The sequence below is a fragment of the Bacteroides sp. FSHCM14E1 genome, from assembly GCF_019633785.1.
In the GTDB taxonomy this organism is placed as follows: Bacteria; Bacteroidota; Bacteroidia; order Bacteroidales; family Bacteroidaceae; genus Bacteroides; species Bacteroides hominis.
Genome location: NZ_JADKYL010000005.1, coordinates 186,771 through 207,217 on the forward strand (window position 1 = coordinate 186,771; position 20,447 = coordinate 207,217).

Below are 20,447 nucleotides of genomic sequence, written 5' to 3' on the forward strand. Positions count from 1 at the left end.
TAATCTAAAATCAAACAACAAGCAAAACCATATTATGCAAACCCATATATCGATTTCCCGAAAGAAAGCCATGTCGAATTATCGTTTTGAATAACAACGTTCCTCAGATTTCTCTTTATTATCAGCCATCTAAAAAAGACAGTACCATAGATATTAGCAAACAAGACTGGGAAGTCAGCTATAATCTTGGAAATAGCTGGAACAAAGTAAAAAGGAATAAAAAAAAGAATAGCTCTTTGTATAAAGTAGATATCACAATATATCCGGAATTATCACTAAAAAATCTGGTAATAACGCAAATCTATCAAGTACTTTTCAATTTATCACCCGCCATAGAAGTCTCTTTATGGAGAGGGATGAAATTCACCGCTCAAATGGTGATTCCGGTATACAATGACGGATATGCCAGCAGATACGATAAAGTGCATCCGGGTTTCCTTGAACTATCACAAACGGTTCGTTTACCTTATAACTTATGGGCAACACTGTCTGTAGGTAATTTTAATAATAGCCGATATGGCATTGATTTCAATCTGATTCATCATTTCAACGATGAACGTTTCAGCGTAGAAGGACGTATAGGATATACCGGAACCGGATATTGGGAAGGTTTTACTATGCACTACGGCACAAAGATGCGTACAACATGGTCATTGGGAGGAAGTTTCTATTGGCCCCGCTATAATGTAGAACTAAATGCAAGAGTGGAACAATATCTACTGCAAGAAAAGGCGGTCAGAGTAGAAGCAATCCGGCATTTTCGCTATGCCTCTATCGGCTTTTATGCCATGAAAGCCAAGAATGTAAAAGCCAATGGAGGTTTCCGTTTCCAGATAGCCTTACCTCCTTACCGATATAAACGTAAAGGATATATCCCCCGGATCACACCCTCCAACAATATGGGAATGTCCTATAATGCAGGAAATGAACAATATTACTATAAAACTTATCGGCCGGCACCCGATGACAACATAATGAAGAATAATAGTTTTAATCCATATTTTGTAAAATCTGAGTTATTAAATTTTTAATTTTATTGAGATGAAAATGAAAAGTAAATTTTTCGGTAGTAGCGCTAAATTAGCGTTAACCCTGTTAGCAATGTGCGGTATGTTCGCAAGTTGCTACGAAAAAGATGAGATTGATGTACCTAAAGTGACCGAGCCTACAGCAACAACATATCAAGTTGCAGGTATTGTTGCAGATGCTGAAAGCAATGCTGTGATGGATGGTGTAACGGTAACCAATGTTACAAACTCAAAGTCAATGACCACCGCCGCAGACGGTAAGTATGCTTTGGAAGCCAAAGTAGGAGAAACCAACGTAGTGACTTTTGCAAAGAGCGGCTACAAAACAGTGACAAGCTCTGTATTTGTTACCAAACAAGAGAATGGTTCTATTGTAGCTTATACTATCAATGCCAACATGATAAAAGGCAAAGATACGCCCAAATACAAAACTGTACAGTACAACGTTGAAGGTTCAGTATTTGACGCGACAAGCAGCAATACTAAAGTAGCTATCAAAACAGTAACCATGGCCGGTGTCGTAACCGTCCCTACTATTGCAGGCAACACATTCAGCTTTGATAATGTAACTGTAGGACAACACACTGTATACATTACCGCTGACGGATATACTCCTACTACCGCTGAAGTTGTGATCAACGAAGTAGAAGCACCCGAAGGTGAAGGTGTATACGTTCATACAGCAAAGGTTGCTGTTGGTATGCAAAAAGCAGATGTAGTGGCTGACGCTAAGTACTATCTGTCAGGATGCCTATACAACGAAGACGGAGCTGTTGTAAACAACGCTACTGTTACAGTAAAAATAGGTGCTTATGTCAACACAAGCAACTCGGCAAGTGGCGCTTACAAAATTGAAATTCCTGCAGCAAACATCAAAGGCTTGACAAAAGCTCTTGTTACAATCACTCATGCTAATTACAAAACTTACTATTATACAGCATTCATTGCCCCAGTCAATGCAAATGAAGTGTCTAACAAGACTATTGATGTGACCTTGGTAAAGAAGAGCGAAACGATTGTACCTGATGAAGACGAAAACGAAGTGTTTGTTCCAGGTAATGTTGATATAGCTTTCGATGAAAAAGTAATGGAAAAAGCTCAGGAAGCGGCTCCGGAAAAAGCTCCTGAAGAAAAAGTTCCTTCTAAAGCCGCAGTAGAAACTTCAATCAACAAAGCTTTGGAAGCCGCAGGTTCTACAGTAACAATCACTCCGGTTCAAGCAGAAAAAGTTGTCGAAGCTATGCAGCAATATGTTGATAAAGGAACTATCCAATCTGTAGAAAAGATCGCAATCCTGCCAGTAGAAAAAGAGATGAAAGTAGAAGTTAAGTCTACAATCATTAACACAGATACTGAAGTAGAAGAAAATGTTATCGATGTTATTACTATACCTGAAAACTCAGTGATCATCTTTACAAGCGGTGTTGCCAGCAACTTGAGTATCGAACGTGCAGATGACGGTAAAGAAGAAGGTACTTCACTCCGTGAATTTGACGGCCAACCTACAGGTACAATCTTCGTAACTCCGATGGAAGTGAATTTCGTTCCTGCTAAAGTTGAAGTTGTGAAGGGTGAAACTCCAGAAATCGCTTTGGCTACCCTCTATTACAACGAAACAAGTAAGAAATGGGAAGCTGAAGAAAACTATGCCACTTATAAAGACGGTGCATTCGTTGGTGAAATTCATCACTTCTCTAAATTTAAATTCGGATTTGAAGAAGCCGATAACAAATCTACCGCTGAAGCCCCTATAGATACAATCACTATCGACAAAGTATACTCTACCGGAGATGAAGCTGTTAATACAACCCTGAAAATCACTTATAAGGGTGGCATCAAGTGTAAAGACGGTGCTTCTGTAGCAGCAGTTATCAAGAAAGCACATCCGACATTGACATCTACAACTCTCAACATGGTTACCAATGCTCTGATAGGGGCTATTAAGACAGACAACGAAAACGTGACTCCGACTGCCGACTTTACAGATCAGTTATATTCTGGAACCGTCACAATAGCTGCCAACACCCAGTTGAAGGGTTTCAAGGTAATTAAAAACGCTATTGAAAAAACTTACACCTTACCATTCGCTATCAAGAATGCTAATGGCAGTATTGAAAAGAAGACTGCTTCTGTTACCATTATCAAAGTGGTTAATATCGTAGCCAGCCAGATTACAAGTATCGGTCACGGTCACGGACATGGTGATGACATCAATGCCGGTGGTGGTATCGTAATCTCTGAATAAACAGTGAAAAATAAATGTAGTAATTGAAATCATTGACCTGAAAGTATAAAGGATGTATACAGTAAAATTAAAACGAATCTTCATCGTATCGCTATTTATAGCTATACCCTTTATGCTTTCGGCTCAATTGACCTATGGCACTACAGGATTGCTGCATGCCCCCTCGGCAGAAATGCAAAAGGATAAAACAGTGATGCTGGGTGCTAACTTTATGAATAAGGAGATAACTCCTCCGACGTGGTATTATCATACGTACAATTACTACCTGAATGTAACCATTCTACCTTGGATGGAAGTGGCATATACTTGTACTTTGTTCAAGGCAGAAGCTCTTGGATTAAAACCTTATGGTTACTCAGGGTTCACCAATCAGGACCGGTATTTTTCTCTCAGATTACGGGCATTGAAAGAGGGACAGTTCTGGAAATACATGCCCGCTGTGGTAATAGGAACCTCCGATCCTTTTACCTCGTCCGGTGACGGAGTTGTCGCCCCGACCGAAGGTAACGGATATTTCAGCCGTTTCTATGTCGCAGCCACCAAACATATCCGATTGGGATCAGAGACAATAGGAGTACACCTCTCCTACCTTTATAACAAACGGATAGAATACAAACTGAATGGGATCGCGGCAGGTATCAGCTACAATCCGTCTTTCCATCCGCAATTGAGATTGATTGCCGAATATGATTCGAAAGATTTTGCGTTAGGTGCCACCTATTTGCTTTTCAACCATCTACACGCACAAGTGGAATTACAAAAGATGAAGTACGTTACGGGAGGATTGACACTCCAGTTCCGCTTGTCAGGGAAAAATGGAATAAAAAAGCAAAAACGAAACAAAGAGTTAAAATAAAAAATGAAATAACATGAAAAGTAGAATAGCAATATTGTCTTTACTGTTGACAGGCGCAGCCATCTCCGCCTCAGCCCAGACCAAAGAGCATTATTATAGCGAGAAAGCTAAAGATAATATCTTTATCAGTGTGGGTGTGGGAGCACAGGGATGTGTAAACCCTGACAACTTTGATTATGGCTTCGGACATGCCATAACTCCGCTGATCCATGCATCAGTCGGTAAACTGTTCAACCCTATCTGGGGTATCCGCGGTCAGGTAGCCGGATGCTGGAGCACATTATACTCCGAATACGGCATGCCGGAAGGAGAATATAACAAAATGAAGAATAAAAAGTACTTCACTTTGCGTGCCGACGGATTGTTCAATTTGTCAAATGCCATCGGAGGCTACAACCCCGACCGTTTGTTCACCGTATCAGTGTTTGCCGGTCCGGGACTTACGTTTGCCAAGGCTTATGGTAACCAGGATAAACTGGATGCACTGATTAATGGTTCTGTTGGTCTGATGGGACAATTCAACATCAACAAATACCTGGACATTAATGTAGAGGCAAGAGGAGAAGTTTCCCCTTCCGTATTCGGACGCTATAGCTCAGCTCATACGGATGGCGCTGTTTCTCTGACAGCAGGTGTTACTTACACATTCGGAGGTAAGAGATTCGTATCTTGTGGTGCCCAGGTAGACCAAAGTGCTATTAACGAAGAGTTGAATCGTTACAGAAGTGAATTGTCAAAAGCTCAGTCTGACTTGGCTGATGCTAAGAACGCACTGGCTAACGTGAAACCTGTAACAAAAGAAGTTGTAAAAGAAGTTGAAGTAGCCGGTCCTCGTGCTGTTTTCTTCCAGATTGGCAAATCTAAAATCGATGACTACGGCATGGTTAACATCCAGTTGGCAGCTAAGATCCTGAAGGCTAATCCGGATAAAAAATACAAAGTGGCAGGCTATGCAGATGAAGCTACCGGTAGTGCAAAGTGGAATCAGAAACTATCTGAAGCACGTGCCCAAGCTGTATATGACGCTCTTATCAAAGAAGGCGTAAGCAAAGATCAACTGGAACTCATCGGTTTCGGTGGAACTGCCAACATGTTTGGCAAGAACTTCCTGAACCGTGTTGTAATTTTAGAATAATAGGGTTTCGATTTCCTAATAGAGCGGGAAACAAATTGCTCTATACTTTGAAAAGGTACGTCGCTGAGACGTACCTTTTTTCTTGCCTTGTCAAGCCATGACTCCCCGCTCCGGAATATTTTCTTCCAATGTAAACTAACAAAAAAAGATGTGTCCATTATTCATGAACACATCTTCGCTTATCCTTTTCGTCTGACAGAGTCCTAATATACTAACTTCACATTGTCAATATAGAGCGAGTTTCCAGGCGATCCGATATATGCACCACCATGACTGGACGTAAACTGGAGTACCATATGTGTCGGTACATCATCAGCTTCTCCCCATGCCACTTCATGGATTGGAACACTCTCCCCCTTACTGTTCACCGTAAAATACTCAGAAGCCTGAAGACGCATCATATGAGCCTTATATGCCGGATCATTAGTTATATCGCCATACATAATATTGTAAGTGGCACCATTTTTCCAATCAGTCGAATGATAATAATAGTTCACCATTGTCCCGATACGTTTGGCATATACATTCCCTTTGGCATCTTCCCAACGTTTCTGCAACAACAAAATAACAGCAGGGAAATCCTTGCCCGGCACGTCTGTTATCTTACTGAATCCCGTCGCCCGTATGCGGTTTTCACGATCGGACATTTTCACTTTATAGTCAAACTGGATAGCTGACGGACGTTCGGTAAACGGCACTCCCATCTGTAACATTTTATTAGGATTCTTAGTGCTTTTAATCGGTTCATGTACTGTCCCGAGAAACATAGATCCTGCCGCCAGAACTGTGATATCTACGATTCCGAGCACTTTCACACTCTCCATACGGGTATCCAGACGTGCACAAAAACCATCTCCTCTTGCTTCAGGAAACACCGAAGTATTGGTCTTCGTAATCCCTGACACACGTGCCATAACGTTAGAAGTAGCCCATGGAGACCCTCCTTTATTCGTATAAGGTTTCGCACCTACAATGGTTTCCGTAGGTCCAATGGCATATACTTTTTTGGTATTTCCGCCAATAATACCCGATTCTTTTATCTCACGTGTCACCCACTGATCCATATTCCCAAAAGAGAACATCTCCACCTTCTGCTGTGCCACAGCAGGAGCAGAACACAAAGTTACCAGACCTGCCACCCATAAGCGATATGTCTTCTGAATCATCTTTCCTCCTTTCTTTTATAAACTATAATCCCATTGCTTCAGTGCAAAATCCCAATGATCCTGCACCAGCTGAACAGTACGGTCATCATACTTATATTTGTTTTTCTTATATCCTTTTTTACCTCCCACATACTTTTCTATTGCACCACGTGCTTCGGAGAATCCGGGAATATCCAAAGCATGGTAAATATTCTCAGTCATTCCCATAGCGTCTGCCTCAAAATCCTCAAATTTCACTTCCATCAGGTTTCCCTTGGGAATGAACTGCTTATCAGCTTCATATTTATGGTACAATTTAGCATAAATGGAAAGAATATTGTCCTCCAACTCGGCGGGAGTAATATCCTGTAATTTCAATGGCTGAATCGTATTGGTAAAGAAACTCCGTGTAGATTCAAATACTGTATACGGATTGCGCATCAGATAAACAAACTTCGCATTGGGGAACATTTTTACCAGCTCCTTCACCCGTCCTGTATGAGGGGGATTCTTACTGAGAAACTGGGTACCTTGCGTATTCCATAAAGAAATCTTGATCAACTTGGTAAATGTCTCCTCAAAAACCTTCAGTTCAGCTTCGCTGATATCATCAAAAAGCAAATATTTATCAGCATATTCTTGCTGATATTTGGGTAGGAACCAGAAATTATAGTAGGTATAAGGCATCATATTGGCAAGTGCGAACTCTTCTTCCTGCGGTAAATCGACGGCCAGTTCCATATTATCCGTCGGACGCTTATCCGGCATAAGCCAACTCATATTTTTCTTGAAGAACGGCTGGCCCCACATCATTAAATGTGGAAATACGGTTTGATAAGTCGTGTTATAGCCGAAATGTGTATCGCATGAAAAAACATTGTGCACAAAAGTAGTTCCACTACGCCAGTGACCAAGAATAAAAACCGGATCATGCTCCAATGGTTTATCTGCCAGTATCTTCTCATAACGCTTATCCTGAAGAGGAGCCAAAGTAGACAGTAAACGGCAAACAGCCTTTGTCAGACGATATTTACCTTTATAGGGCGCATCGACCTCCCTTCCTCCCGTAATAGCTTTAAATGTTTGCCAGTCTGCACCCACCAGAGTATTTATAGGAAGTTTATTAAATTCAAGTAATCCCATAATAATGTGTTAGTTGTTAATGTGTCAACAGGCCGTAACCAGCCCGTCGGCACATCGAATCATTATTTACTTTTCTATTCTGACTTCGAAACCTTGTTCACTCAACGATTTCACAGCCTTTTCAATCGCTTCATAATGCTCAGTCGTTATGCCCAGTTTTGGCAGGTTCAGAACCGGAAGATCATCAGAAGCATTCATGTCTTTCCTTTCAACCCGATCGATAATCATCCCCACAGCACTGGTATTATTGGTAATCGGATCAATCAGAATGAACGAGCCACACGATTTATTCTTCTGATACGGATCAAAGAACAACTCTTTGGCTGTAGTAAACACCACACGTGCTATTTCGTTCAAAGAAAGGAAAGGGACAGATGAATGTTCCATCGTATTGACATCCACTTTATACTTAATGCTATCAATACGGGTACGGCTAACGTTCGTTGTCTGTTTGATAAAGAACGATTTGTTGACATCCATCGGTTCTTCATCCATCCACACCAGCATCGCTTCAAAATTACGGTCTACAATAGGCAGGTTGTCCGGATGAACCAACATTTCTCCTCTCGATACATCTATTTCATCTTCAAGTGTCAGTGTAACCGACTGTGGAGGAAAAGCATACTCCTGTTCACCATCAAAAGTAACAATACTCTTAACATGAGATACCTTACCGGAAGGCAAAGCCATCACTTTATCCCCTTTACGTATGACACCGGATGCCACCTTACCGCAAAATCCGCGGAAGTCAAGATTCGGACGAAGTACATATTGTACGGGAAAGCGGAAATCATCAAAATTATTATCACTGTCGATATGCACCGTTTCCAGAAAATCGAGTAAGGAGAGTCCTTCGTACCACGGAGTTCTTTCCGACCTATCCACCACATTATCTCCATCGAGTGCCGAAAGAGGAATGCAGGTTACGTCAGGAATCCCCAGAGGAGCTACAAACTTTTTATACTCTGTTACTATTTCGTTGAAACGCTCTTCCGAAAAATCGACCAAGTCCATCTTATTGACTGCCAACACCACATGCTTGATTCCCAACAAAGAAACCAGGAAGGTATGACGTCTTGTCTGAGTGATCACTCCCATGCGGGCATCTACCAGAATAATAGCCAGATTGGCCGTAGAACCACCGGTTATCATATTACGGGTATACTGTTCGTGCCCCGGAGTGTCAGCAATGATAAATTTGCGGTTATTGGTAGAGAAGTAACGATAGGCCACATCAATCGTAATGCCTTGTTCGCGTTCGGCCTTCAGCCCATCCAGCAACAGAGCATAATCAATGTGTTCTCCTGCATTACCCAACCGTTTACTATCGCGTTCCAGCGCATCGAGCTGGTCTTCATACAATTTCTTGCTATCGAACAGCAGACGCCCGATCAATGTAGACTTTCCATCGTCTACCGAACCTGCCGTCAACAGACGCAGCAAATCTTTCTGTTCGTCTTTATCCAGAAATGCTTTTATATCTAATTTATCTGCCATAGTTGTAATATTTAAAAATATCCTTCGCGTTTCTTCTGTTCCATGCTACCTTCCTGGTCGAAATCAATAACGCGGGTTGTACGTTCGCTCTTGGTAGTAGTCATCATCTCTTCCACAATCTTCTCAATGGTGTCGGCTTCGCTCTCGACAGCACCTGTCAACGGCCAGCACCCCAACGTACGGAAACGTACCATTTTCATCTCAATCTGATCACGATATTTCTCCGGCAGACGCTCATCATCAGCCATAATCAGATTTCCGTCCATCTGCACCACAGGACGCTCCTTGGCATAATACAATGGTACAATCGGAATATTCTCCAAGCGAATGTATTGCCAGATATCCAGCTCGGTCCAGTTGCTCAACGGAAACACACGTATGCTTTCACCTTTATGTACGCGGGCATTGTAAATATCCCACAGTTCCGGACGCTGGTTTTTAGGATCCCATTGATGAAACTTATCACGAAAAGAGAATATGCGCTCTTTGGCACGTGATTTTTCTTCATCACGGCGGGCACCGCCAAATGCGGCATCAAATTTATATTTATCGAGTGCACGCAGCAAAGCTTGTGTTTTCATCAGGTCGGTATGTACCTTACTTCCATGTGTAAACGGTCCTACTCCCGCATGAAAAGCTTCCATATTGCTTTCCACAATCAGATTCCAACCATACTTTTTAGCATATTCATCACGGAACTGAATCATTTCCTTAAATTTCCATTTAGAATCGATGTGCATTAAAGGAAACGGCACCTTGCCCGGATAGAAAGCTTTCTCGGCGAGGCGTACCATGACCGAAGAATCCTTTCCGATGCTATACAGCATAACCGGATTCTCAAACTCCGCCGCCACTTCGCGGATAATGTGAATGGACTCGGCTTCGAGTTCCTTTAAGTGGCTTAATTTATATTCCTCTTTCATTGTTATGATTATTTCTTCATCTATATTCTATTCATGTCTGCTCACACGGGGCAATACAATGTCCAACAGACGCTTGACTGACTCTTCAAGTGAAAGTGTTGAAGTATCAAGTGACAAGGCCGGATGCTCCGGAGCCTCAAATGGAGCGGATATCCCGGTAAAGTTTTTTATTTCTCCTCTGCGGGCCTTGGCATACAACCCCTTCACATCGCGTTTCTCACATTCGGCAAGCGGAGTGCTGACAAATACTTCTAAAAAATCATCTTGCCCGATAATGCGGGCTGCCATCTCGCGGATATCATTATTAGGACTGATAAAAGCAGCAATCGTAATAATACCGGTATCAATAAAAAGTTTGGAAACCTCAGCTATACGACGAATATTTTCCACCCTGTCGGCTTCAGAAAAGCCTAAATTATTGTTTATCCCCGTACGGATGTTATCTCCGTCCAGGATACGGCACAACAATCCACGTTTATGCAATTCGCGTTCCAAAGCAATTGCAATCGTACTTTTGCCCGATCCGCTCAGACCGGTAAACCAAATCATCACGCCATGCTGCCTCAGGAGTCCTTCTTTATCCTGCCGGGTCAGCATCCGGTCGAATATTGGATATATGTTATTATTTTCTTCCATTATAATATGTTAGATGTTGTTTCAGTCATTAAAACGGCCAGATTAAAGGAATCAGGAAAATAGAAATCAGGAATGTTATAAGATTTAAAGGTAATCCGATACGGACAAAATCCATAAACTTATAGTTACCAATACCTTGTACGATCAGGTTAGTCTGATACCCAATCGGTGTAGAGAAACTGGCCGATGCAGCCATACAAATGACCACAAAGAACGGCATCGGATCGACTCCCAACTGGGTTGAAAGCGACAAAGCCAACGGAAAAGCCAACGCAGCGGCCGCATTGTTTGTAATCAGTTCCGTAAACAGATTGGTAATAATAAATAGAACCGCCAGCAATACATGGGGACCGTAATCATCGCTCATGCCGATTATGAACTCTGCCACCTTATCGGCCACTCCCGAGTTCACCATTGCTTTACTGATGGCAAAAGCACAAGCAATCGTTATCAAAATGTCCCACGAAATATATTTAGTATACTTGCGTGCCGGGAAGATTTTAGTCCAGGCCATGATAATAGTAGTAACGGAAACAAAGAAAAACATATCCAGTTTCATGTCCGGAAACATTTCCTTCACTATTGGAAGTTCTCCGACAGTAGCACCTGCTATCATCAGAATCAACAGAATCAATGCAAACCAGCGTTTCCCTTTTCCCGGTACAGGTTCGTTATCATTGCCGTTGGCTAACAACACAAACACGGAAGATTCTCCCCAAGTAGGAATAAATGTATCATCTGCCATCACTACCAATGTATCACCTTCACGCAAAACAACCTCTTCCAGGTTATTGACGAACCGCTGTCCGTTGCGTTTCTTGATTTCTTTGACCTCAGCACCATAATGACGCTTGAAATTAAACTCACCCAACGTTTTATTAATACCCGGAAAACGGGCACCAAGCACAGCTTCCACCCGGTGGAGTTTATCTCCTTCTTCTATTTCCTCATCAGGTACGGCCGTATCGGGACGTGCATCAGGGAGCAACTTTTTAGAAAAAGCAAACAGATAAATGATGCCGGCAATTGCAATAAAGATCCCCACTTTACCCAATTCAAACATCGTAAATCCTTCATGTCCGGATTCCAGTATCATTCCGTGCACAACCAAGTTGGTAGACGTACCGATCAAAGTACAAATACCTCCCAATATAGTCACATACGAAAGAGGAATTAAGAATTTGGTAGCAGGTAAGTGGACGGTACGCGCCCATCGTTTAATGATTGGAGCAAAAATAACAACAACCGGAGTATTATTCAAAAAAGCCGAAATAAAGGCAACGGAAGGTAATAAACGCAATTGTGCCCTAAATACCGTCGTTCGCTTCTGAGGAAGCAACTTTTTAATGACCTGCCCCAACGCTCCCGACTGGCGGATACCCTCGCTTACCAAAAAAAGCAGGGCCACGGTTATCATCCCTTTATTACTGAATCCCTCGAGCATCTCCTTCGGAGTCAAAATACCTGCACAGAGAAACAACACCACTACTGAAAAAAGTATCATGCCGGGACGCATCTTGTCCAGAATCAAAGCAATAACCATCCCCAATAAGGATAATAACACAAACGCAATTTCAAATGTCATAAACGCAAACAATTAATGGTTTATCTTCTCTTCTCAACAATAAACCAAGGATTCAGCAAATTTTCTTTATTATACTGCAAGGGAACATCTTTTTTATCCGCCTGATAAACCTCCATTCCCGCAGCACGTGCTATGGCATGTCCGGCAGCAGTATCCCACTCCATAGTAGGAGCAAAACGAGGATAAACATCCGCTTTACCTTCAGCAACCAAACATATTTTAATAGAACTGCCACTGGATATCAACTCCACATCGCCGTATTTCTGCTTCAACGCTTCAATGTATGCCTCTGTCTCCGGAGTCAGATGTGAACGGGAAGCAACAACCACAAATTGATTTTGCCGACCGCCCTGCGGTAGCCGTACGGAAGCAGCAATCAATTTATCAAGTGTGGCATTATCCTCTAAAGCTGTAATATCCGACAATTTATAAGCACCGATCTCTTCACCGGCAAAATAGAGTTCTTTTTTCACCGGCAGATAAATAACTCCAATAATAGGAACCCCCGCTTTCACCAAAGCTATGTTCACTGTAAATTCACCGTTTCGCTTGATAAATTCTTTCGTACCATCCAAAGGATCGACAATCCACAACATTTCCCACTTACGACGGGTATCATAATCCAAATGTCTCCCCTCTTCGCTCAGAACAGGAAAAGGAGTTTCATTCAAAATAGTGGAAATTATTATATGTGCTTTCCGGTCAGCAATGGTCAAAGGAGAATTGTCAGCTTTCCGCTCTATTTCGAAGTCCGAAGCCGGATCGGTATAAATAGACAATATCTCCTCTCCTGCTTTCAGGGCTGCATCAACAGCAATAAATAAGTATTTATGTTCCATTTTATTACGCAATTAAAACCTTGTTTCCGACAAGGCGTAAAATCCCCAGGTAAATAGAGACACAAAAGTAAAAACTTTATCTCTTTAAAAAGTTTTTAAATAGCTAATTATAACTTCTTTTAGTAGAAACCGGCAAAACCCTAAAAAACCTTTCATATCAAAAAAAACTATTCAGCTATACCTCCAATTTTTTATATGACACAGACAGTGCTAAAAAGAAGCTTCAAAGATAAAACATACGCTCCAAACAACTTCTCTGACGGAGCGTACAAATTAACATTGTTAATTCCTCTTTTGTATCATTTGTTTTCCATTCACAAACATCAAACCTTTTGCATCAAAAAGACTTGATATTTACCCACAAAAGACTTGGTTTAACACAATGTTAAACCAAGTCTTTTCCAAGCTTAGAACAAGCACTGCCATATCACTGGTTATAAGCAAAATAGTACAATACAGCCTTCTTTATCTAAAGAATCTTTATCTTATAGTTTCGGAAAAGATAATTGCTATTTAAGCAAGTAGCAACTCTCCCATCTGAATATATGAAAATAACGAACGGTAATTATACAGCTTAAAAGATGATTTATATAAAGAGTTTGTAAGCCTCTTGCGAGTATTAGACTTTTTTAATAACTTCACGCCGTACTCCGCGAGGATTATGAAACCAACCTATTAAGATTTAAAATCAAAAAAGAAAACACCAATAACTGATTATCAAAACCTACCACAATGAAGAAAAGTATTATTCTGCTATTTATTAGCCTACTTTTATCCCCGCTATGCATTAAAGCGCATCAGCCAGAATTCTCCACCGCCGGATTTTTCCGACTGGCTGATTCCGGTCGGGAGGTCTATTCCATGAATCCTGCATGGCGCTTTTATAAAGGAAATTGCGTTGGCGCCGAAGCTGTTAACTTCAACGATCGATCATGGGAGGTAGTTTCCTTGCCCCATGGCATCGAATACTTGCCTACTGAAGCCAGCGGCTGTGTTAATTACCAAGGTGAAGTATGGTATCGCAAACATTTTACACCGGATGCAACCTTGAAAGGCAAGAAATTATTTCTGCACTTTGAAGCCATCATGGGTAAAAGTAAAATATATGTAAACGGTAAACTACTATCTGAACACTTTGGAGGTTATCTACCTGCAGTTGTCGATGTGACGGATGCCCTGGAATTTGGCAAAGACAACCTGATTGCCGTATGGGCCGACAATAGCAATGACCCTAATTATCCCCCCGGAAAACAACAGGAAGTTCTGGACTTCACTTATTTCGGAGGAATATACCGGGACTGCTGGCTGGTGGCACATAATCAGATATTCATTACCGATCCGAATTATGAAAACGAAGAAGCAGGCGGAGGATTATTTGTCGCTTATGACAATGTATCGGATCTCTCGGCCGAAGTATTGCTCAAAATACAGATTCGGAACTCCGGAAAAAAAGCTTTTAAAGGAGTCGTCGAATACGAGCTTCAACAACCGGACGGACAACAAATAGCTTTTCTGAATTCAGTCATTCGTGTCAAATCCGGTAAGGCAGCCAGTTCATCTGATAAGCTGACGGTAAAAAATCCAATGTTGTGGAGCCCAGAGACACCTACACTATACAATCTGATTGTCCGCGTTCGTGACGAACAGGGCAACGTAATAGACGGATACCGCCGCCGAATCGGGATCCGCAGCATCGAATTCAAGGGAGAAGCCGGATTCTGGCTGAACGGAAGGCCTTATGAAACACCATTGATAGGAGCTAACCGCCATCAGGACTTCGCGATAGTGGGCAATGCAGTGCCAAACAGCATTCACTGGCGCGATGCCAAAAAGCTGAGAGATGCAGGGATGAAAGTTATCCGTAATGCACATTGCCCGCAAGACCCGGCTTTCATGGACGCTTGCGATGAACTTGGACTGTTTGTAATTGTCAATACACCGGGCTGGCAATTCTGGAACGATGCCCCTGTCTTTGCGCAACGGGTATACAGCGACATCCGGAATATGGTTCGACGGGACCGTAACCATCCCTGCGTATGGATGTGGGAACCAATCCTGAACGAAACCTGGTACCCGGCCGACTTTGCCCAGAATGCACATGATATAGTAAAAGCAGAGTATCCGTATCCATATTGTTACAGCGGATGTGATAGTGAAGCCAAAGGAAAAGAGCATTTCCAAATACTTTTCACCCATCCGCTCAATGGAGGCGGAGGAGCCTACTCAACCAACCATATCAAGAAACAGATCACTTACTTCACACGTGAATGGGGTGATAATGTGGATGACTGGAATTCTCACAACTCTCCCAGCCGGGTGGCACGCAACTGGGGTGAACAAGCCATGCTTATACAAGCGCAACATTATGCTTGCCCACCTTACAAATACACCAGTTATGATGCTTTATACCGTACCCCCCGGCAACATATAGGAGGCTGTTTATGGCATTCGTTCGACCATCAACGCGGTTATCACCCCGATCCGTTCTACGGAGGTGTGATGGATGTATTCCGACAACCCAAGTATTCTTACTATATGTTTATGTCCCAACGATCTCCCCGGAAAGAGAAGCGTCTTTTTAAGACAGGTCCGATGGTTTATATCGCCCATGAAATGACCCCGTTCTCCGGTAGAGATGTCACAGTCTATTCTAACTGCGACGAAGTGAGACTTACTTATCTCAAAGGTGGAAAAACACAAACCTATGTCCGCACCCCGGAGAAAGAAGGGATGCCTTACCCCATCATTACTTTCAAAGACGCATACGACTTTATGCAAGACAAAGCATTGTCACGCCAGGGCAAACAGGCCGACGTATACTTATTGGCAGAAGGGCTGATAGACGGCAAAGTAGTAGCTACGCATAAAGTTTATCCGGCACGACGACCGGAAAAACTACTCTTATGGATAGATAATGAAGGAGTAGATCTGAAGGCAGATGGTTCTGACTTTATCACTGTTATAGCTGCCGTTGCCGACAAGAATGGTAATATCAAACGTTTGAATAACTATACCATCAAATTTCAGGTAGAAGGTGAAGGACGTATCTTAGGCGGCGCAAATAACTTGGCTAACCCGGCATCTGTTCGTTGGGGAACGGCTCCGGTACTGATTCAATCTACTTTAAAACCCGGCAAAATCAAAATCACGGCCAGTGTTTTATTCGAAGGGTCACAAATGCCAAGTAGTGCCGTATTAGAATTAGAAAGTAAACCGGGAACCTTCCCTCAAATTTACAGTCAAGAAGAATCTGCATTTATTCCGGCCTTTACCGGACAAGGAACAAACAGTCTAACTCTAAAGTCAGAAACACAACTGGAAAAAGAGAGATTGCAGAAAGCTAAGAATGCCGAGAAACTGAAAGAAGTAGAACAGCAACAGGAGGAGTTCGGCGAAAAGAAATAATCACATCACTATTTGAAAAAGGCAGTAACTTCACAGTTACTGCCTTTATCCGGGAGCAAACATCTGTTGCTCCCGAAATTACCAAAAAGAATTTCTTTATTAATAGATTCTATATAACAACCAGGCACCCTGGAAGTCTTTTCTATTAGGATATTTAGCCTTGAAAGCATCACGTGCCTGTGCAGCAGAAGCTCTATCGGCAAATGTATTTACAATCACACGATACATGGCTGTTTCAGCATTAAAAGCAATAATTGCATTATAACCTTCTTTATCCAAAAAATCTTTCAGACCTTCTGCATTTGCTTTCAAACCAAAACTACCGCATACTACGCTATAATCTTTCAATCCATCGGCACCTGAAACCACTGTTACCTTTTCCTGACGAACGCCTGCAGCATTATCAACAGCTTTTTTAGTTTCTACCGGAGCAGTAACCACCGGAGTGACCTCTACGGGAGCTTCTACCTGCGGTTCAGCCAATTCCTGTTGTTTAGCTTTCTCGTATGCCTTTTTATAAGCACTTTCGCTGGATTTACATGAAGCAAATGCCAAGGCAACGCATACGCCCATCCCTAATACTACTAATTTTTTCATAATCTATACACATTTAGTTAATAATTTCGTATCCACTGTTTGAAGGGGACAAAATAATAGAATTTTTATCACCCCACAAAACAATCTTCCTAAAAAACACCTTTTCAGAAATCTCAGCAATCCTTTTTCTTATAAGAAATCGTACCGGTGGCCTGATAAGTGGGCATCACCAATACCTCGGCTATCTGTATATGCTCGGGGGCAGAAGCAGCATAATAAACGGTTTCAGCAATGTCATCCCCGGTCAGCGGACGAATGCCCTTATAAAAAGCATCGGCAGCATCTTTATCTCCACGATAACGGACGACCGTAAAATTAGTTTCCACCATTCCCGGTTTTATATTCGTAACCCGCAAGGGAGTATCTACCAAATCGATCCGCAGACCGTCCGAAAGTGCTTTGACGGCAGCCTTAGTAGCGCAATACACACTTCCACCGGGATAGGCTGCATCACCGGCTATCGAACCGATATTAATAATATGCCCGCGGCTACGCTCCACCATTCCGGGAACCACCATACGCGTGATAGCCAACAATGCCTTAATATTGGTATCAATCATAATATCCCATTCGTCCAAATTTCCTTCAAACTCTTTGTCCACTCCAATCACAAGACCGGCGTTATTCACCAACACATCGATATTTTTCCACTCTTCCGGTAAAGAGGCCAATGCTGCGGAAGCCGCTTTACGGTCACGTACATCAAACGGCAACAAACAGACACGCACCCCATTTTTAGTTTCCAGTTCCTTTTTCAGTTCTTCCAGCTTTGCCACATTACGGGCATTCAAGATCAAGTCCGAACCCTGTGAAGCAAACTTACGTGCACAGCCTTCACCAATACCGCTGCTTGCTCCTGTTATAAAAACGATTTTACCTTTCATTTCTCATATATTAATTTAGATTTCCCATATAATGAGACACAAAAGTACGCTTAAACCTCCGATGATATGCCCTACACCTTAGTTAAATAAGATTAAAGCATTACAGAAAAAAGGATTTACGTCTTACTATTGACCTATCTTTGTGCTATATAACATAACAGAGCCGAGAGGCTCATTCAATTATTGTACATGACATTTGAAAATTTGAATTTGATAGAGCCTATTTTAAAGGCTTTAAGACAAGAGGGTTACACCTCTCCCACCCCGATACAAGAACAGTCAATCCCCATTTTACTTCAAGGAAAAGATCTATTAGGTTGCGCTCAGACAGGCACCGGTAAAACGGCGGCTTTTTCTATCCCTATCTTGCAAAAATTGTATAAAACGGACCATCGCAAAGGGATCAAAGCATTAGTGCTGACACCAACCCGGGAACTTGCGATACAGATTGGTGAAAGTTTTGAAGCATATGGCCGTTACACCGGTCTGAAACATGCCGTTATTTTCGGCGGAGTAGGACAGAAACCACAGACCGACGCTTTACGGGGGGGGATACAGATATTGGTTGCAACTCCGGGCAGATTATTGGATTTGATATCACAAGGATTCGTTTCCTTGAATTCACTTGACTTTTTTGTTTTGGACGAAGCAGACCGAATGCTTGACATGGGATTTATCCATGATATCAAACGTATCCTGAAACTGCTTCCGACGAAAAGACAGACTCTGTTCTTCTCGGCTACCATGCCACCGGAAATAGAGAGACTGGCAAACTCGATGTTGACAAAACCGGAAAAAGTGGAGGTAACCCCGGCTTCTTCGACTGTGGATATCATCTCTCAACAAGTTTATTTTGTCGAGAAAAAAGAAAAAAAAGACCTGCTGATTCACTTGCTGAAAGACGCCTCTATCGAGTCGGTACTTATTTTCACACGCACCAAATACGGAGCTGATAAACTGGCACGTATATTGAACAAAGCCGGCATCGGCGCAGAAGCGATTCACGGCAACAAAACCCAGAATGCCCGCCAACGGGCCTTGACCAACTTCAAGAATCACACCCTACGCGCCTTGATAGCAACCGATATCGCCGCACGAGGCATCGACGTAGATCAGCTATCGCACGTGATCAATTATGAGTTACCTAATGTACCGGAAACTTATGTGCATCGCATCGGACGGACAGGACGTGCCGGACATGAAGGTGTAGCCATCTCTTTCTGCGAATCAGAAGAACTTCCCTACCTGAAAGACATTCAAAAACTGATAGGGAAAAACATTCCTGTAGTGAAAGAACATCCGTTTGTCACTGCCGAAGGCGCCAAAGCTCAGGAAGAAAAACAAGAAGAGATTAAGGTCAAAGCAAAAGCCAACAAAGTATACCGTGGAAGTCGGGCGAACGGTGACTTCTGGAGACGGAAAAAACAAAAGCCTAACCAGCCTTCTTCTAATAAGCAAGAAAAAAGGAAATAATCCGTTGGCAATAGGGCAGATGTGATTTTCTTTCACATCAAAATATATAAATCAAGCCAATGGTAAATAGAACCCAAAAGCGCCATATACACAGCCCCATGGTATGAGAAAAATCTTGGAGATTTATAACTCCAAGAAAACACTCCATATAAAAGTATAAAGAAGGTGCGTCATAACTCTTTTCACCACGGAGTGCCACAGAGTATCACAGAGTATTTTATTAATAATCAACAACTTTAAATTGCCTCCGTGTTACTCTGTGTCCTCTGTGGTGAGTTTCGACACACACTCTTTATTGATTAAATACGAATATTCCCACAAAGAAGTGAATCTCCCGCTTTAGGGGCTTCAGATTTTAAACAGAGTATTATTTTCTAAAAAAATTAGGGCAAATAGAACAAGTTTTCAATAAAAATGTTAGCTTTGTAATATGATCATTTAAAAACAAAAGATTATGAAAGGACTTAATGTATTAGCAGCTTTTCTAGGTGGTGCAGCCGTAGGCGCAGCCCTGGGTATTTTATTTGCTCCTGAAAAAGGAGAAGATACTCGTCACAAAATCGCAGAGATTCTTCGCAAAAAAGGTATCAAGTTGAATCGTAACGAAATGGAAAATCTCGTTGACGAAATTGCAGCCGAAATCAAAGGTGAAGTAATTGACTAAATGAACAAGACCAAAACAGAGCTATCATGTTTACAGACGATAAAAGCATTGAAAATATCCAGCAACTGTTTGCTGAGTTCAAGAAGTTTCTTGTGCTCCAAAAAGAGTATACCAAACTGGAATTGACGGAAAAATTAACGATACTCCTATCCACGTTAATTATGATTTTAGTGCTTACTATCTTAGGTATGGTAGCCCTGTTTTATCTGCTTTTTGCCTTGGCTTACATTCTTGAACCATTAGTAGGTGGATTGATGGTAAGTTTCGGCATCATAGCAGGCATCAATATCATATTGATCGCCATCATTTATTTTTTTCGCAGGCAACTTATCATTTCACCAATGGTAAACTTCCTTGCAAACCTGTTTCTCAACGATCCCGATAAAAAATGA

General features: G+C 42.1%; 17 protein-coding genes. 8 read left to right on the top strand and 9 right to left on the bottom strand.

Annotation, left to right across the window (positions count from 1 at the left end; all coding sequences use genetic code 11):
- Positions 1–86: 86 nt before the first annotated feature.
- Genes ISX59_RS10120 through ISX59_RS10135 form a run of 4 tightly spaced genes read left to right on the top strand, consistent with a single transcriptional unit; the run spans position 87 to position 5,264 of the window.
- Positions 87–1,031: a hypothetical protein gene (locus ISX59_RS10120; RefSeq protein ID WP_032531324.1), complete on the top strand. Its 945-nt coding sequence runs from the start codon at positions 87–89 to the stop codon at positions 1,029–1,031.
- 16 nt (positions 1,032–1,047) lie between these two features.
- On the top strand, positions 1,048–3,273 hold the full coding sequence (locus tag ISX59_RS10125; protein WP_137572328.1) for a carboxypeptidase-like regulatory domain-containing protein: 2,226 nt from the start codon (positions 1,048–1,050) through the stop codon (positions 3,271–3,273).
- 52 nt (positions 3,274–3,325) lie between these two features.
- Positions 3,326–4,129, top strand: a complete 804-nt coding sequence (locus ISX59_RS10130; RefSeq protein WP_044301616.1) for a YjbH domain-containing protein — start codon at positions 3,326–3,328, stop codon at positions 4,127–4,129.
- A gap of 13 nt (positions 4,130–4,142) precedes the next feature.
- Positions 4,143–5,264 carry an OmpA family protein gene (locus ISX59_RS10135; RefSeq protein WP_005776459.1) on the top strand — a complete coding sequence of 374 codons (1,122 nt, stop codon included), beginning with the start codon at positions 4,143–4,145 and terminating at the stop codon, positions 5,262–5,264.
- A 203-nt stretch (positions 5,265–5,467) separates the two neighbouring features.
- On the opposite strand, the gene ISX59_RS10140 is transcribed toward ISX59_RS10135, so the two are convergent.
- The 7 genes from ISX59_RS10140 to cysQ all read right to left on the bottom strand — a co-directional run bounded on the left by ISX59_RS10140 (position 5,468) and on the right by cysQ (position 13,032).
- A complete protein-coding gene (locus ISX59_RS10140) occupies positions 5,468–6,430 on the bottom strand; it encodes a PCMD domain-containing protein (RefSeq protein WP_005776458.1) in 963 nt (320 codons plus the stop codon).
- 15 nt (positions 6,431–6,445) lie between these two features.
- Positions 6,446–7,552: a sulfotransferase gene (locus ISX59_RS10145; RefSeq protein WP_005776457.1), complete on the bottom strand. Its 1,107-nt coding sequence runs from the start codon at positions 7,550–7,552 to the stop codon at positions 6,446–6,448.
- A gap of 66 nt (positions 7,553–7,618) precedes the next feature.
- The gene (gene cysN / locus ISX59_RS10150) at positions 7,619–9,049 is read right to left on the bottom strand and encodes a sulfate adenylyltransferase subunit CysN (protein WP_005776456.1); all 1,431 of its coding nucleotides are present in this window, start codon (positions 9,047–9,049) and stop codon (positions 7,619–7,621) included.
- Positions 9,050–9,060: 11 nt separating this feature from the next.
- Entirely contained in the window at positions 9,061–9,972 is a 912-nt protein-coding gene (gene cysD / locus ISX59_RS10155; protein ID WP_005776455.1) for a sulfate adenylyltransferase subunit CysD, read from the bottom strand.
- Between the two features lie 27 nt (positions 9,973–9,999).
- A complete protein-coding gene (cysC, locus tag ISX59_RS10160; protein WP_005776453.1) occupies positions 10,000–10,608 on the bottom strand; it encodes an adenylyl-sulfate kinase in 609 nt (202 codons plus the stop codon).
- 28 nt (positions 10,609–10,636) lie between these two features.
- Positions 10,637–12,193, bottom strand: coding sequence for an SLC13 family permease (locus ISX59_RS10165; RefSeq protein WP_005776452.1), 1,557 nt, complete (start codon positions 12,191–12,193; stop codon positions 10,637–10,639).
- Between the two features lie 20 nt (positions 12,194–12,213).
- A complete protein-coding gene (gene cysQ, locus ISX59_RS10170) occupies positions 12,214–13,032 on the bottom strand; it encodes a 3'(2'),5'-bisphosphate nucleotidase CysQ (protein ID WP_044301622.1) in 819 nt (272 codons plus the stop codon).
- A gap of 732 nt (positions 13,033–13,764) precedes the next feature.
- Here cysQ and ISX59_RS10175 point away from each other — a divergent pair.
- Positions 13,765–16,437 (top strand): glycoside hydrolase family 2 TIM barrel-domain containing protein, encoded by a 2,673-nt coding sequence (locus ISX59_RS10175; protein ID WP_220575868.1) that lies wholly within the window; start codon positions 13,765–13,767, stop codon positions 16,435–16,437.
- Between the two features lie 99 nt (positions 16,438–16,536).
- Here the strand turns inward: ISX59_RS10175 and ISX59_RS10180 are convergent, their stop codons facing one another.
- Both ISX59_RS10180 and ISX59_RS10185 read right to left on the bottom strand, forming a co-directional pair.
- A complete protein-coding gene (locus ISX59_RS10180; RefSeq protein WP_220575869.1) occupies positions 16,537–17,034 on the bottom strand; it encodes an SPOR domain-containing protein in 498 nt (165 codons plus the stop codon).
- Between the two features lie 113 nt (positions 17,035–17,147).
- Entirely contained in the window at positions 17,148–17,918 is a 771-nt protein-coding gene (locus tag ISX59_RS10185) for an SDR family NAD(P)-dependent oxidoreductase (protein ID WP_220575870.1), read from the bottom strand.
- A gap of 189 nt (positions 17,919–18,107) precedes the next feature.
- Here ISX59_RS10185 and ISX59_RS10190 point away from each other — a divergent pair, with 189 nt between their 5' ends.
- The 3 genes from ISX59_RS10190 to ISX59_RS10200 all read left to right on the top strand — a co-directional run bounded on the left by ISX59_RS10190 (position 18,108) and on the right by ISX59_RS10200 (position 20,447).
- Positions 18,108–19,391, top strand: a complete 1,284-nt coding sequence (locus ISX59_RS10190; protein WP_220575871.1) for a DEAD/DEAH box helicase — start codon at positions 18,108–18,110, stop codon at positions 19,389–19,391.
- 454 nt (positions 19,392–19,845) lie between these two features.
- Positions 19,846–20,055, top strand: coding sequence for a YtxH domain-containing protein (locus ISX59_RS10195; RefSeq protein ID WP_005776445.1), 210 nt, complete (start codon positions 19,846–19,848; stop codon positions 20,053–20,055).
- A gap of 26 nt (positions 20,056–20,081) precedes the next feature.
- Positions 20,082–20,447 carry a phage holin family protein gene (locus ISX59_RS10200; protein WP_005776444.1) on the top strand — a complete coding sequence of 122 codons (366 nt, stop codon included), beginning with the start codon at positions 20,082–20,084 and terminating at the stop codon, positions 20,445–20,447.